The organism is Psychrobacter sp. SCQQ22 (assembly GCF_015864605.1).
GTDB lineage: Bacteria > Pseudomonadota > Gammaproteobacteria > Pseudomonadales > Moraxellaceae > Psychrobacter > Psychrobacter fozii.
The window spans coordinates 99,152-113,907 of sequence record NZ_JADYWZ010000005.1; the positions used below are offsets into that span (position 1 = coordinate 99,152).

Below are 14,756 nucleotides of genomic sequence, written 5' to 3' on the forward strand. Positions count from 1 at the left end.
TACTTAATTAACGGTTTAGCCACAAAGTTATACGTAAAGTCATTTATTAGGTAATAGGTTTAGTACTTAACTTTCCTATTTAAGTAATGTGCTTTATGAATATCGTTGACTATCATTTGAGCGTGTCATAAGTACTTTCAGTTAAGTGACTGTAACCGACTTATGATGATGAAAAATTACCCTATATTAAAATCTATAAAAGTCCTATCTGGTATCAATCATTATATAAAAACTAGATTGATAATGCGGCTTCAGAGTGTATGACACAGTTAATTCGAACGGATACTGTGACACTTTATCTAACATGATTAGAGTTAGGTTTTAATGTACATGTTATAGAGGTATCTATGAATAAGCGTTTATCTGGTTTACTTACCGTATCAGCAGTATTGTTTGCTGGCTCTGCAGCCGTTACTAATGCCAATGCTGTAGACTCCAAAACCTCCCTTGCGATGATTTCACAAGATAACGCCTCCCATATCGATCGTGTGCTTGGTGAGCTTAGCCGTCAACATGATGGTGCATCAAGTTTGGTTAAGTCAGCACGTCAACCTACTTCTTTAGCACTTAGCAGTTCACTGTTGGCTAATGACTCAACCCAAGTAAGCAACGATGAAGATGTACTAGAGCGTCTGACAGCCGTTGCCTCTAATTCAGTCAGCAAATTTAAGCAGACTGGCCTAGCGTCTTGGTATGGTCGTAAGTTCCATGGCCGTAAAACAGCCAGTGGCGAAACCTTTGACATGAACGCATTGACGGCGGCACATCGCTCATTGCCATTGAACTGTTATGTTAAAGTTACCAATAAGACAAACGGTAAAAGCGTCGTGGTAAAAGTGAATGACCGTGGTCCATTCCATGGTAACCGTGTATTAGATCTATCTTATGGCGCTGCTAAACGCCTAGGTATTACGAACAAAGGGGTTGGTAACGTTTCTATTGAGCGTGTTTCAGGACCATAGTTCTGCCGCAATAGTTTTATCACAATCGTCCTGCCGCAACCTTTATCTATCTAATAGCTATATCAAACAATAAAAAGCGCCTAACCATGATGAGTTAGGCGCTTTTTTATTTAGCTTAAATTGACTATATCAGAATCAAAGACATAAGACCTTACAATTCAAATGCGCTCTCAATCGCATCATCAAGCCGCTCTACAGCAATGACATTAATACCTTTAAACTGAGGTGCATTCTTAGCAGGCGCATTGGCCTTTGGAATGATGGCATGCTTGAATCCATGCTTCATCGCTTCTTTGAGACGCTCTTGCCCATTAGGTACAGGGCGAATTTCACCAGAGAGTCCTACTTCACCAAAGACCGCTAATGACGATGGCAATGCCCGTTCCTTAATGCTTGAGGCACAGGCCAATAACACTGCTAAATCAGATCCTGTCTCTATGACTTTGACACCACCGACCACATTGACATAGACATCTTGCCCACTGGTATGAATACCACCATGACGGTGCATGACAGCTAACAACATAGACAGACGCTGAAAGTCCAACCCCAATGCCATCCGTCTAGGTGAACCTTGTGAATCATCAACTAAGGCCTGTACTTCTACCAATAGAGGTCTTGTGCCTTCGCGACTGACCATGACAACAGAACCAGCCACAGGTTTATCATAACGACTCAAAAATATCGCTGATGGATTGGCGACTTCTTTGAGACCCATGTCAGTCATACCAAAAATACCCAACTCATTCACTGCACCAAAACGGTTTTTAACGGCACGAATCATGCGAAACTTGGAGTCTGACTGACCTTCGAAGTACAACACTGTATCTACCATATGCTCGAGTACACGAGGTCCTGCTAGCGTGCCCTCTTTCGTCACATGACCCACTAAGAATAGTGCGGTGCCCGTTTGCTTAGCATAGCGGGTCAAAATCGCCGCAGACTCTCGAATCTGACTGACACCGCCCGGTGCAGAGTTGATCGCATCTGTATAAATCGTCTGAATAGAGTCAATAATAGCAATCGCAGGCTGCTCTTGTGTCAAAGCCGCACAAATTGTCTCCACATTGGTTTCAGCGAGTACGCGCAGCCTATCTGCAGGCAAATCCAAACGTTTGGCACGCATGGCTACTTGTGCAAGTGACTCTTCACCTGTCACATACAGTGCACTACCTGCCAGTGAATCAGCACGTGCCATATTAGTCGCCGTTTGCAACAGAATAGTCGACTTACCAATACCAGGGTCACCGCCTATCAGTACTACAGAACCAGCGACCAATCCACCACCTAGCACTCGATCAAACTCACCAATGCCCGTTGGTAGGCGCGTGTCTAACGTTACACTGACTGCATTAAGCGGCATAACCGCGCTATGGGTACCTGAATAATTACCCGCAGGTGCACCAGTACTACGAGAGACGGCACGACTGGCATTAGGTTTGGCTGTGTTTTTATTATGATGTGGCATGCTGACATTAGGCGCTTCGACCAAGCTATTCCATTCGCCACAATCGGTACACTGACCTGCCCACTTACCAAAATGCGCACCGCAATGCTGACAGACATAACTGCTCTTATTTTTTGCCATAATTTATGAGCCTTATTCAGGTGTTCAATCAAAAATAACTGGGAAAATATCGTGACACTTGTATGAGTGCTAGTCTAGTTTACATATAAGTATTAGTTTAAGAATGACTTAGAGACCAATCAGCTGTAATCATGACGGACTATGCGCGATAGAGGTGATGGCATCAAATATAGTCAAATCCATATAAATTCAACTATAGAATGATGTTCTAGAAATAAGAAAATTAGCGATAGCAGTAGCTGGCTGAAAAAAGTAATCAAACCTTTTGATTCTAGCAGCCAGCCTAAATATTAGCGTGATATATGCGAAAAGACGTTGGTTTATACCTGAAAGTCTTTACCTAAGTAGACGGATTTTACCAGCTCATTGTCTAAGACTTCAGCCGAAGTACCTTCCGCAATGATAGCACCTTCTGAAACGATATAAGCCTTTTCACAAATAGCCAATGTATCGCGTACATTATGATCCGTAATTAAAACGCCAATACCACGATTTTTTAGGGACAGAATGACGTCTTTAATATCACCTACAGAGATAGGATCAACGCCTGCAAAAGGCTCATCTAATAATATGAATTTTGGGTCAGCTGCTAATGCACGTGCAATCTCACAGCGACGACGCTCACCACCTGACACACTCATCCCCAAAGATTTTCGTACATGCTCTAGATGGAATTCACCGATTAATTTTTCAAGCTCTTGCTTTTGCTCACTTTTGCTTAACTCTTTGCGAGTTTGCAAAATAGCTAGGATATTATCTTCGATAGACAATTTACGGAAAATAGAAGCTTCTTGCGGTAAATAGCCAATACCTGCGCGAGCACGCTCATGCATTGCATATTTAGATAGGTCCATTTTTCCTAACGTCACACGGCCTTTATCCATGTTAACCAGACCCACCACCATATAAAAACTGGTCGTCTTACCTGCGCCGTTGGGTCCTAACAACCCAACGACTTGTCCTTGTTCAACAGAGAACGAGACATCTTTTACGACCCAACGTTTACCATAGCGCTTACCTAGATTTTGCATCGATAATCGCTCAGCAGGTACTGTATTATTACCCGTGGCTGAAGAGTCTATATTTTTACTATCACTCATAACTTACTCATACTGTTGAAAAATCTAAGCACTGGTGCAGACTGGTTTGTATATTGATACATAGACGATTTAACGTCTTAGCGTACGCCACTTTGGCTGCTGCCATTACTGGGTGGGAACACCAACTCTACTCGTTGATTACCACCAGCAGTTGCCTCAACATCACCTGCTTTTAGGCTATAGCGAATGACATTACCAGCAAAACTTGCACCATTTTGAACCAACTTGGCATTACCTGTTAGAGTAATGATGCCAGTGACTGCATTATAATCGATCTTGCTGGCTTGGCCTTTTGCTAAGCCTTTTTCTTGAGTCACTACCTGCTGCATAGTCGCTGGACGTCCGGTCGCTACGGCTGAGTTAATACTACGCTGCTGCGATAAATTGACAGTGATATTGTCCGCTGTCATCTTAAATGTACCTTGAGTGATACTGACATTGCCTGAGTAACTGGTCACGCCTGTACGCTCACTATACGTCGCTTTATCAGCCAACAGTTTTATTTCTTGATTGGAATCTGATGGTAGCGCATGGCTATAAAGTGGCAATGCTAGCAGCATGACCATTGGTAACTTGCGCAGTTGACGCAAGCTATGTGCTTTTGAATTTGAGCGCAAAGTAGGCAAAAATTTAGATTTCATAAAATCACTCGTTTTATAATGGGTAGTAGAATTTGCAAACTTTATGCTAGCTGCTGTCTTTTTATATAAGCAATAAGCACCGTTATCATTAGAACAATGCTTTATCTTGGCGTTCAGAAGGGGTAAAAGCAACAGCGACGTGGCCAAACTCATACTCACCTGTTTCAAGATTGGCAGTCATACTAGAGGCTTCAAACCGGTTCATCCCTTGCTCGACCTGAACAGGCTCGTCACTATATACTTTGCCTGACTTAGTATTACCTTTAAGGATACTACCTGTCACTTTTATTGGCTCAACCTCAGACGCGTCTTTATTGCCTTCGCTAACAAGTGAAAAGCCACCTGACAGACTAAGCTCACCTGTCTCTTGACTGATAGCAGCCGTACCCGCTTCAATACGATAGCGCTGTTCAGCGGACGGCTCCCAATTCATAGTAATACCTGACATTTCGTCCAGATTGGTCTCTGGATTATGCGTCAAGGACTCAGCCGTCAGCTCATACTCAGTCTCACCTTCATCGTTAGTCTGTACCGCCTTAATTTCTGTTGCCTCATAATCGACATCAGTGGGCGCCATACTAACTGGTGGCGCAACATCACCCTGCTGCTGAAAAAACCAGCCTGCAATACCAGCAATAATTAATGCAATAATTACTAAAACACGAGTATTCACGACAAATCATCCTGAGTTTTTACTTCATCAAGTGTATAGTGCGCAATGAAGTCTTGATAGTGTCCATGACCTTTTAAGATGAGATCACATATTTCACGTACAGCGCCAGTGCCACCTGCACGAGTCGTGACCATATCGCTTCGATTGATTACTTCCGCATGTGCATTAGGGACTGTTGCAGAAAACCCGACTGTTTGCATCGCTTTAATATCTGGTAAATCATCACCCATATAAGCACAATCAGCGGCAGTAATATTAAGTGTTGGATCAAGGGTTGATAGCAGCTCATTTAGCGCAATGAGCTTATCATCACGTCCTTGTACCACATAGCCAACACCCATCTCGAGGGCACGTTTATCAACCATAGCACTGCTACGACCAGTAATAATAGCCGTTAAGATACCATAACGCGCTAAAGACTTAACACCAACGCCATCATGAACTGAAAATGCTTTGGTCTCGATACCATTGGCATCATAGATGATTTGACCATTTGATAAGATGCCGTCAACATCCATTACCAGTAATTTTACTTGTCCAGCTTTTTTGATTAAGTCCTGCATCATGTACCTCTTGCTTAAAGCCGTTTGTTAGATTTTATTATGATAAGCCGATATCACCAGTCTACTTACTTTACACCAGCTTGCAACAAGTCATGTACCGTAATAATCGCTTCCAAACGATCTTCGTCATCAATAATTAACAACTGACTGATACTGTTTTCATTCATCACGCTAAGTGCATCTGAGGCACGCATAGATTTACTAATACGGCGTGGATTACTGACCATCAATTCACCCATTGGCGTTTGTAGATCAATGCCTTTTTCTAGGCCACGGCGCAGATCGCCATCTGTAAACACACCAATGACTTTATCACTCTCATCAGTCACCACTGTCATACCCAAGCGCCCAGCAGACATCGTAAATAAAGCTTCTTGCAGTGGGGCTTGCTGATGAATAAGTGGCAAACTTTCAGACTGAGTATGCATCAAATCTTCAACTCGCGTTAGCAGCTGACGACCTAATGCACCGGCTGGATGCGACAATGCAAAATCTTCTGAGGTAAAATTGCGAGCATGTACCAAAGCAACTGCCAGTGCATCGCCAAGGGCCAACGTGGCCGTGGTGCTCGAGGTAGGTGCCAGATTAAGAGGACAAGCTTCCTGAAACTGACCAAGTGTTAAGACAATATCAGCGGCACGAGGTAGCATGCCACGCTTGTCACGGCTAATGCTAATCAATGGAATATTTAGACGCTTAACAACAGGCAGTAGCATCTTGATTTCATCAGACTCACCCGAGTTGGAGATAGCAAGTAGCACATCACCTTTTACCAACATACCCAAGTCACCATGCCCGGCTTCACCAGGATGCATAAAGAATGATGGTGTACCAGTAGAGGCAAATGTTGCCGCGATTTTACGGCCAATCAGTCCTGACTTACCCATACCGGTCACTACCACTCGACCCTGACAGGCCAAGATAGTATCGCAAGCTTGTGCGAATCTATCATCTATCTGTTCTGTCAACAATGTTAGCGCAGATATTTCGGTATTAATCGCCTCGATAGCTCTATTGATAAACTGCTTATGGGTCAAATTGGCTTGGGTGTTATCCATGAAAACGCTCTATTTTTATAATGAATCAATCAGGTATTTTACTATACTATGACTAATATTAATAACATTAGGCTACTAATAGCATTAGGTAGTTGATAACATCAGGCAAAACCTATCGATAGCCATCATGATCTACCTATTGAATCATTATTGTGTGTTTATTTATACAAAAAAAACCCACTATAGCAGCAGGTCTTAATCGAATAAGTCATATCTTAACGATGCATCGTCGAAGACGCATTCAAAGATTTAACCGTTGTTATCATTAGATCCATCATTTGGCTTATCTTCAAAGCCTGCATTGTCTGCTGGATTCTCAAAACCACGATCTTGACCAAATCCACCACGCTCAAATCCGCGTTCTTGACCTTGACCAAAGCTACCGCGTTCAAATCCGCGTTCTTGGCCCTGGCTAAATCCGCCACGATTAAAACCACTACGGTTAGAAGCAAAACCACGCTCTTCAAAACCACCCGTGCTAGCAGGGTTACTGCCACGCTCGAAACCGCCACCTTGATAGGCCGTTGGCGCTGCGCTTTGAGGTTGTTGGGTGCTAGTGCCAGTCGTCGTGCTACTACGAGGATTTCGAGCTGGCACTACGGTTGAGATGGCATGTTTGTATACCATTTGACTCACAGTATTCTTAAGCAAAACAACATATTGATCAAATGACTCAATTTGGCCTTGCAGTTTGATGCCGTTGACCAAAAAAATAGAAACAGGAATGCGATCTTTGCGCAGCGAATTCAAGAACGGATCTTGTAAAGTTTGTCCTTTTGACATGAAATCTCTCCTAAATATTATATAGTTATGTTTTGAGCGCCAATTATTTTAAGTGTTGATTTAATTATAATGGCTGAAGGTAGATACAATAATAAGCTATCTTTATAAAACGTATCTAAATAAACCCTAATTGTTGTCAAGTGATTCCACTTTATCGTGAATACATTATTATTGTAAATAATTAAGTAACTACTTGTATCATTGATGATTATTTTCAACAAGCATCAGTAACTAGCAATTAGGAAAGTAGTGTTAAAGCCGTTACTTTCATAGATTTAAATTATAGCAGTTATCTACGTTATAATTTGAAACTAATTGTCACTACTTTCTGATGGCTGTGTAGCGTCTGTTTCTATACCAAATTTTCAGTACATTACGCTTTACGCGCAACTTACCTTTGAGCTGATAATCTACTCATACGAGTAATTTTTAGTATAGATACTCTCTTGCCTGCACCATCGTTGTAAATGACTTTATAATCATACCCGTGTTTATAGAGGTATTCTCATCGTTAGATAAATCAGGCATCTTTACCACCTCTGTCGTAGCATGAGGCAATTGCATGACTTTACGCAACCAAGTGTACTGCCGTTTTGCCAGTTGTCTTGTAGCATATAATGCCTTATTTTGCATTTGTTGACAAGCAAGTGACTCGGTCTCTGCACTGGATATCAATGATTGCGCTGACAGCTCAGCGGTATTATTTGATGCTGCTTGTCCATCTACTGTTTCTGAATATCCTCCAAAAGCATCATAAAACTGCGCTTTGTCCAAGTGCGGTAACTCAAATATTGGATGATTAATATGTACCAAATACTCTAATACCTGTCGATAGCCAACACAGCGCATAGCAGGCAAATTAGGTGTTAATGTATATTGCTCAAGTAAACCAATCACTTCAGCTACCAGCCCTTCATCCCACATAATATCTAGACGCTGAGCAATACGCGCATGCAACCATGGACGATCCGGCATAATTGTCAATGCATGCCACTGCTGATTGGGATTATGTGCCAGTGCTTGTTTAGGCTGACGTTGCCAGTCACTAATTGGGATGTTTGTTTGCAGATAAACTTCAATCGCTCGGGTAATGCGCTGAGTATCAGTTGCATTAAGGCGCTCATGGCTAATTGGGTCAACTTGACCAAGGTAATCATATAACGCTTCAATACCTTCCTCTTGCCGCCATTGCTCTACGCGCGCGCGGACGCTATCATCACTATCAGGCACAGGTGACAATCCATCAAGTAGCGCCATGTAATACATCATGGTACCGCCCACTAATAATGGTATTATGCCATTCTTATGACAGTTATCAATCAAACTGGCGACATCTGCAACAAATTCCGCAACACTATAGCTCTGTGTCGGATCAATGATATCCACCAGATGATGCGGATAACGTGCCAGCTCACTAGCCGATGGCTTTGCTGTACCGATAGTCATATCACGGTATATCAGTGCTGAGTCCACTGAAATCAGCTCGTAGCGCCCTGTATCATATAGCTCATATGCCAATGCAGTTTTGCCACTCGCGGTTGGCGCCATCAAGCACACCACGCTATTATCTGCCAGCTTATGAGATAAACCATCAGACGAATGTCTCATAAAATTGCCTTTAATTATTATTTATAGGTAAGTAGTATTTATGTGTCAGTAAGGTGTACTGTCGAACCTAGCTTAGTATTTTTTCAGTGGTAGATAAAAGCATCAATGTTACTAGGTGACTGCTACTAATCGTCTTGATAGAGTTTTTAATTAACAACGCTTCAATATCTGTTATGAATAGCATCAAGTCTTGCGTAGACATCTGCTGGCTCATGGTAATAAGCTGCTGATTTATTTCTCTCGCACTAATGATAGGTTTATCGTGCTGCAATACCTTACTGCGCAGTATCTGTGATTCAAACAGTTGGTTCAACTTTGATTGCCAATCCGTTTCAGCAATCAGAAAGCACTGTCCTTGGTGGAAAAATAACAACCAAGGTAAGGTCTTATCATCAACACCTTTAGCAATATCATTGCCAAGTGCTAATTTATCTAAACCACTAATAACTTCTAAGCAAATTGGTAAAGTTCTCGTTCCTACCAGCACACCATTAGAGATATCAGTACGCTGACTGGTAAACTTATTACTACCTAATTCTGATTCTGCTGAATATTGAGATTGAGACATCGTCTGGATTGTCTGACTGGCTGGCAGCTCATATGATTGCTTAGCAGTATTTACCTGCCTACTGCGATTCTGAGATACAGCACTTTCGTAAGACTGATCGGTAGCGACTATATCTACCCTTTCATCACTTATCAGCGTGTTATCTTCTATTAATGGTTTGTCATACTTGGCAGGCTGTTCGTTGACTTCGATATTTTTCAGTTGGGACTGTACCGCATGGTTTAAATGCGCCATGATATTATTTAGCGGGCTAATCTTAATGCGCTGCTTCGATGGATGCACATTGATATTGAGCCACTGGGTTGGTAGGTCAAAATAAAGTGCGTAACCCATACCATTTAATTGCGCACTCTGAGCCAATTGACGCAGCTGATTATTAATTAAGGCTTCTTTGACCAGTCGACCATTCACATAGATTAGCTTTGGCAATGCCGATGCTACTTTGGTCTGCTGCTCATAATGTATAGGCCATAACCAACCACTGATACTTGCTTGACTGTCAAAGCTATTATTATTGGCGTAATCCATGGTCTGTTGCATCAGACTAGACAGATCAATCGTGATCTTTATGGCATTATCTATTAATGAAATACCCGTAGCTTGCTCAAGACGTGATAACGGCAGACGGCTGGCATTTTCGTTGCCATTCCTATTAACCTCTATCGTGCTATCATCTATATGCACACTATTTGAAGGCATTGAACCCACAGATAGTGACGTTGAAGACAATGTATTTGAAGACAGTGTATTTGAAGACAGTGTATTTGAAGACAGTGTATTTGAAGATAGAGACATGCGTTTTTTATTGTCATGAAACAGCGTCAGTGACACATCTGCTCGTGCCAAGGCAACTTCTCGCACGATAGTCTCAATATGCCCAAACTCGGTGGCAATAGATTTCAAGTTACCGCGACGGGCTGGCACATTGAAATACAAATCTTTGACAGTAATGGTCGTTCCGCGATTGTGTACGACAGGTACTAATTTTGGCGTATCAGCCAAGACACCAGCGACCTGTAACTGACGACCAACACCACTATCATCATGACTACTCGTTAGAGTCAAACGGGACACTGCAGCCGTTGCCGCTAGTGCCTCACCGCGAAACCCCAATGTCGTAATACCATGCAAATTAGCAACGTCAGCGACTTTACTGGTCGCATGGCGGGTAATGGCCATGACTATATCATCGGGATGGATACCAACGCCATTATCGACCACTTCAATCAAGCCCATACCGCCTTGAGTGATGCGAACCTCAATATTGGTCGCGCCTGCATCGATGGCATTTTCCAGCAGCTCTTTGACCACAGCTGCCGGACGCGTCACTACCTCACCCGCTGCTAATTGATTGATTAACAATGGCGACAGTTTTTTGATACGTGTATTAGCGTAATTATCAGACATGAATAAGCATCATATATTTTGGGCTACAGGCATTTTGTATAACATTAAATTTTGAGCATTGATAAATCTAAATCTAGTGCTTGTCCTGCTTTCGATAGTCCCAGCTCAACCAAACGAGACTCTTTACTATGATTATCACCATCACCTTGGGTCATATCAATAAACAAAGTCGGCGGTGGTAAATAGCCATCCGCACGGCTTGCCCATTCGATAATGACCAGAGCATTTGGCTCATCCAGATACTCATCAAACCCAATGAAAGACAGCTCTTCTGGATCTTGCAAACGATACAAATCTGCATGATAAACCGGCTTAATCGAGCCATCACTTTGCTGAATACTATAAGGCTCTACCAAGGTATACGTCGGGCTTTTTACTGCGCCTGTATGACCAAGCGCTTGCAGCCAATAACGAGTCAACGTGGTTTTACCTGCACCCAAGTCACCTGCCAGCCACACACTGCCTGTCAATGGCAAATCAGCTAACTGCTGCGCCAATGATTGAGTATCTTGCTCAGAGTTCAGTATCAATGTTTGAGAGTATGTGTCGTCTTTTATAGATTCATCAGTGTGCATCAGTCTGTACCTGCTCTGTCTGTACTTGCATGGTCACGGATGGATTGATAAAACTCTCACCGCGAATCAGTTTGGCATACAGTTCAGGGTCATGCCATTCTTTAGAAACTTGATCGCTGAATGCAAATTCTTCCAAAACCAGTTTACCCATTTGATCATTGGCCACATCATCAGCGAAACACTGTGCATAACCCGTTGCTGTTTCGTGCGCAATGACTGAGTAAACATTGACATCTGACTCGCCATTTTGCATTTGAGTCTGGCGCAAAATCTCTTGTGCCCAAAAGAAGATAACGCGTGAGAATTGCTCTGCTGACGGTGATACTGGCAAGCTTATCCAGCGCGCGCTGAACTTTTTGCAGGCATCAATATATTCAGGATCGTCTTTATTCCAAAAACAAATAGCATGATCGAAGCTGTCGATAATATCTTTGATCGAAGACTTTAACAGACCAAAATCATAGACCATCTGACCGTGATCTAAGCGCTTGGCTTCTAGAATCAGCTCAATCTGATAGCTGTGACCATGGATAGAATGCTTGCAACGTTCAGAACTACAATTACGAACGATATGAGCATTTTCAAATTTAAAAAGTTTACGAATACGCATAATAATTTGACCAAAACAGTAAGCACGATGGTGCTAAATGTTAATAAATAAGAGTTTGCCGCGTCTATTCATCGGCTTGTCGCTCATTATAGCAAATCGCCATGTATCCGTAAGTAAGCACTTATGAATACTCATATTTATTATACGAATTGACATGACGCAATTTTAGTTAATAGGAGCAATCCATTTAATCGTAGACGAATTGTGCGAATACTATCTATTACTAGTGCTTAAGCCTATACTCAACCCAGTAAACGGCTATGTTGGCCGTCATTATAACGGCACTGCCTCAAACCAGCTCACTTTGGCTTAGAGAATGGCATGTGTTATCTAAAAAGGAAACTACCATGAGCAAAGGTCAAGACAGTAAAAAGAATGTAAAAAAGAAACCACTTTTGACGGCAAAAGAAAAGAAAGCGGCAAAACAAGCTAAAAAAGAAGACAGTGGCAGTATCTTAGGTAAGCATTAATAGTAAGTGTCTCAATATGCCAATCAAACTTAACGGTTTGATTGGTATTTTTTTGAGTTAGCTACTAATTTTTAATTAGGGCGTGTCCTCATTTTAAAAATGGTGATAAAAATGAGATAAATCGCAGTCAAACAAGGAAAATAGCGCAGATAATATCGAGATATTAGTCAGCTATTTGACGCCATTTGACAAGATTTAGCCACTTTTAACCCATTTAGATAACTATCGATTGAATTGAGGACACGCCCTAGCCACTGCGCGGTGCGAACATAATAATCGCCATCCCCAATAGCGCGACAATAGAACCTACAACATCCCAAGTGGTTGGTCGTATACCATTCACTGTCCACAACCATAAAATCGCCATGACCACATATACCCCACCGTAAGCGGCATAGACTCTGCCTACAGCAGTCGGATGCAATGTCAGCAACCATACAAAAGCTGTCAAACTCAGTACAGCAGGTATCAGAAGCCAGATTGACTTACCTTCTCGCAGCCACAGATAAGGTAGGTAACAACCGATAATTTCTGCTAATGCGGTAAGTGCAAACAGCCCAATGGTTTTTAATTCTGTCAAAACTTACTACTCCTCACCCACTAGTCTTCAATCGTGATAAATCCAGTCAAATACTGTACGGCATTACCAGAAACCAGCACCCTATCCTCTACAATCACGCAATCGATTACCCCACCGCGACTGGAGGCTTGATAAGCGACCAATTCATTTTTTTCTAAACGCTCAGCCCACAATGGCGCTAAACCTGTATGCGCCGATCCTGTCACAGGGTCTTCATCGCCACCATTGGCAGGCCAAAAATATCTCGAAATAAAATCGTATTTTTTATAGTCGTCTGATTCAGATTGACATGTCACCACCACATCTAAAGGTGCTAGCTGCTTTAATTTTTCATTATCACGTTCTACATTTAGTACATCAGCTTCAGAATTATAAATCACAAAATACGCTTGCTCATTACGATAAACGTCAGCTGGAGCAACTGAAAGACCTGCCAACAACTCCTGAGGAATGTCGGTAATCTTTTCAGGCTTTCCGTTTGGGAAGTCCATTTGTATTTTACCAGTGTCTGTTTGCACAACGGTCAAAATACCAACGGCTTTGGCTGAGAGTTTAACGGATTTTACAGTAGGATTTTTCTTAAGTAACACAAAGGCAGATGCCAAGGTTGCATGCCCGCAAAAAGCAATCTCAGTAAATGGGGAGAACCAACGAATATGGTAGATATCTGCATCGTCCGTTTTATCTAAAACTAGAAATGCCGTTTCGGATAAGTTGTTTTCCATCGCGATAGATTGCATCAGCTCATCGGACAACCAATTTTCTGTAATAATAACTGCTGCGGAATTACCCTTAAAAACGCTATCAGTGAAAGCATCGATGACATTTATTTCTAGCTGCATTTTATATTCTCAATTTTATAATTGTTTAAAGATTAATCTTGATCCTCATCCTCTCCAGAGAAGTCAAAATACAGAATATTTGACCAAAGTCCAAGGCCGAGATCGTAGATAGCTTGTTCTGGGTTATTCGCGGACAATGCTTTTGGCAGTGTTGAGCGATGACCGAACAGTTTTGCCCAGAATCCAATGGGTTTAGGCTGCTCGCTCACTACTGGCGCAGGCGACAACAGTGACTGATACGCTGCTTCTATCTCAGGCTGCAGGTTCTGCACTTGATTGAGAAGTGCCAGATTTTGCGCTTCTACTGGCGTCTCACTCATCTCAAAAATCTCGCCACACTCCAAAATAAAATACTGATTTTGGTTCTCTGGCATTTTTAAAAACTCAAGCGCTTCTATGATTGGGGCCTGAGCAGCAGGTAATGTAATACCTGTTAGGAATGCTTCAAGATTTTGCACACCACTAGCATAATCCCCAATGAGAGCAATCTTTTCAGGATTATCCCAAATCACTGATAAACATGCTTGCGGATTGCCAGAGAGTAGAACTTTAAAAACAATTGGAATATCATAATTATATTCTGAGATGCCAGTTAGCACACGGCTGCTCTCATTTTGATTTGGTTCGGGGATAATGTTAGTCGAATACAGATAACTACGGTTCGCCATAATAATCACTCTAATTTATAATAATAAAATTAATCACCATACGTTATTTTGTTTACAATA

16 protein-coding genes are annotated in these 14,756 nt (G+C 42.1%); 2 read left to right on the top strand and 14 right to left on the bottom strand.

Annotated elements, in window-relative coordinates:
* The first annotated feature begins 347 nt into the window (after nt 1-347).
* Nucleotides 348-962 carry a septal ring lytic transglycosylase RlpA family protein gene (locus tag I6E84_RS08340; protein ID WP_110923780.1) on the top strand — a complete coding sequence of 205 codons (615 nt, stop codon included), beginning with the start codon at nt 348-350 and terminating at the stop codon, nt 960-962.
* Between the two features lie 151 nt (nt 963-1,113).
* Here the strand turns inward: I6E84_RS08340 and radA are convergent, their stop codons facing one another.
* The 11 genes from radA to I6E84_RS08395 all read right to left on the bottom strand — a co-directional run bounded on the left by radA (nt 1,114) and on the right by I6E84_RS08395 (nt 12,136).
* On the bottom strand, nt 1,114-2,550 hold the full coding sequence (gene radA / locus I6E84_RS08345) for a DNA repair protein RadA (protein WP_197217417.1): 1,437 nt from the start codon (nt 2,548-2,550) through the stop codon (nt 1,114-1,116).
* Nucleotides 2,551-2,870: 320 nt separating this feature from the next.
* Nucleotides 2,871-3,650, bottom strand: a complete 780-nt coding sequence (gene lptB, locus I6E84_RS08350) for an LPS export ABC transporter ATP-binding protein (protein WP_197217419.1) — start codon at nt 3,648-3,650, stop codon at nt 2,871-2,873.
* Nucleotides 3,651-3,727: 77 nt separating this feature from the next.
* Nucleotides 3,728-4,216, bottom strand: a complete 489-nt coding sequence (gene lptA, locus I6E84_RS08355; RefSeq protein ID WP_227681408.1) for a lipopolysaccharide transport periplasmic protein LptA — start codon at nt 4,214-4,216, stop codon at nt 3,728-3,730.
* A 163-nt stretch (nt 4,217-4,379) separates the two neighbouring features.
* Nucleotides 4,380-4,964 (bottom strand): LPS export ABC transporter periplasmic protein LptC, encoded by a 585-nt coding sequence (gene lptC, locus I6E84_RS08360; protein ID WP_197217423.1) that lies wholly within the window; start codon nt 4,962-4,964, stop codon nt 4,380-4,382.
* On the bottom strand, nt 4,961-5,527 hold the full coding sequence (locus tag I6E84_RS08365) for a KdsC family phosphatase (RefSeq protein ID WP_197217572.1): 567 nt from the start codon (nt 5,525-5,527) through the stop codon (nt 4,961-4,963). The genes lptC and I6E84_RS08365 overlap by 4 nt, the downstream gene beginning before the upstream one ends.
* 65 nt (nt 5,528-5,592) lie before the next feature.
* Nucleotides 5,593-6,585 (bottom strand): KpsF/GutQ family sugar-phosphate isomerase, encoded by a 993-nt coding sequence (locus I6E84_RS08370; RefSeq protein WP_197217424.1) that lies wholly within the window; start codon nt 6,583-6,585, stop codon nt 5,593-5,595.
* Between the two features lie 249 nt (nt 6,586-6,834).
* Entirely contained in the window at nt 6,835-7,368 is a 534-nt protein-coding gene (gene hfq, locus I6E84_RS08375; protein WP_110923773.1) for an RNA chaperone Hfq, read from the bottom strand.
* Nucleotides 7,369-7,797: 429 nt separating this feature from the next.
* Nucleotides 7,798-8,976: a tRNA (adenosine(37)-N6)-dimethylallyltransferase MiaA gene (gene miaA, locus I6E84_RS08380; protein ID WP_197217425.1), complete on the bottom strand. Its 1,179-nt coding sequence runs from the start codon at nt 8,974-8,976 to the stop codon at nt 7,798-7,800.
* 67 nt (nt 8,977-9,043) lie between these two features.
* On the bottom strand, nt 9,044-10,951 hold the full coding sequence (gene mutL / locus I6E84_RS08385) for a DNA mismatch repair endonuclease MutL (protein ID WP_197217426.1): 1,908 nt from the start codon (nt 10,949-10,951) through the stop codon (nt 9,044-9,046).
* A 44-nt stretch (nt 10,952-10,995) separates the two neighbouring features.
* Nucleotides 10,996-11,526 (bottom strand): tRNA (adenosine(37)-N6)-threonylcarbamoyltransferase complex ATPase subunit type 1 TsaE, encoded by a 531-nt coding sequence (gene tsaE / locus I6E84_RS08390; protein WP_197217427.1) that lies wholly within the window; start codon nt 11,524-11,526, stop codon nt 10,996-10,998.
* Entirely contained in the window at nt 11,516-12,136 is a 621-nt protein-coding gene (locus I6E84_RS08395; RefSeq protein WP_197217428.1) for a 6-pyruvoyl trahydropterin synthase family protein, read from the bottom strand. The genes tsaE and I6E84_RS08395 overlap by 11 nt, the downstream gene beginning before the upstream one ends.
* A 347-nt stretch (nt 12,137-12,483) precedes the next feature.
* Here I6E84_RS08395 and I6E84_RS14195 point away from each other — a divergent pair, with 347 nt between their 5' ends.
* A complete protein-coding gene (locus tag I6E84_RS14195) occupies nt 12,484-12,606 on the top strand; it encodes a hypothetical protein (RefSeq protein WP_265090119.1) in 123 nt (40 codons plus the stop codon).
* A 247-nt stretch (nt 12,607-12,853) separates the two neighbouring features.
* On the opposite strand, the gene I6E84_RS08400 is transcribed toward I6E84_RS14195, so the two are convergent.
* From I6E84_RS08400 to I6E84_RS08410, 3 genes are read right to left on the bottom strand one after another with little or no spacing between them, the layout of a single operon-like run.
* Nucleotides 12,854-13,186 (bottom strand): YnfA family protein, encoded by a 333-nt coding sequence (locus I6E84_RS08400; protein WP_197217429.1) that lies wholly within the window; start codon nt 13,184-13,186, stop codon nt 12,854-12,856.
* 20 nt (nt 13,187-13,206) lie between these two features.
* Complete coding sequence (locus I6E84_RS08405; protein WP_197217431.1) at nt 13,207-14,028, bottom strand: PhzF family phenazine biosynthesis protein; 822 nt, start codon at nt 14,026-14,028, stop codon at nt 13,207-13,209.
* 32 nt (nt 14,029-14,060) lie between these two features.
* The gene (locus I6E84_RS08410; RefSeq protein WP_197217433.1) at nt 14,061-14,696 is read right to left on the bottom strand and encodes a hypothetical protein; all 636 of its coding nucleotides are present in this window, start codon (nt 14,694-14,696) and stop codon (nt 14,061-14,063) included.
* Nucleotides 14,697-14,756 lie beyond the last annotated feature (60 nt).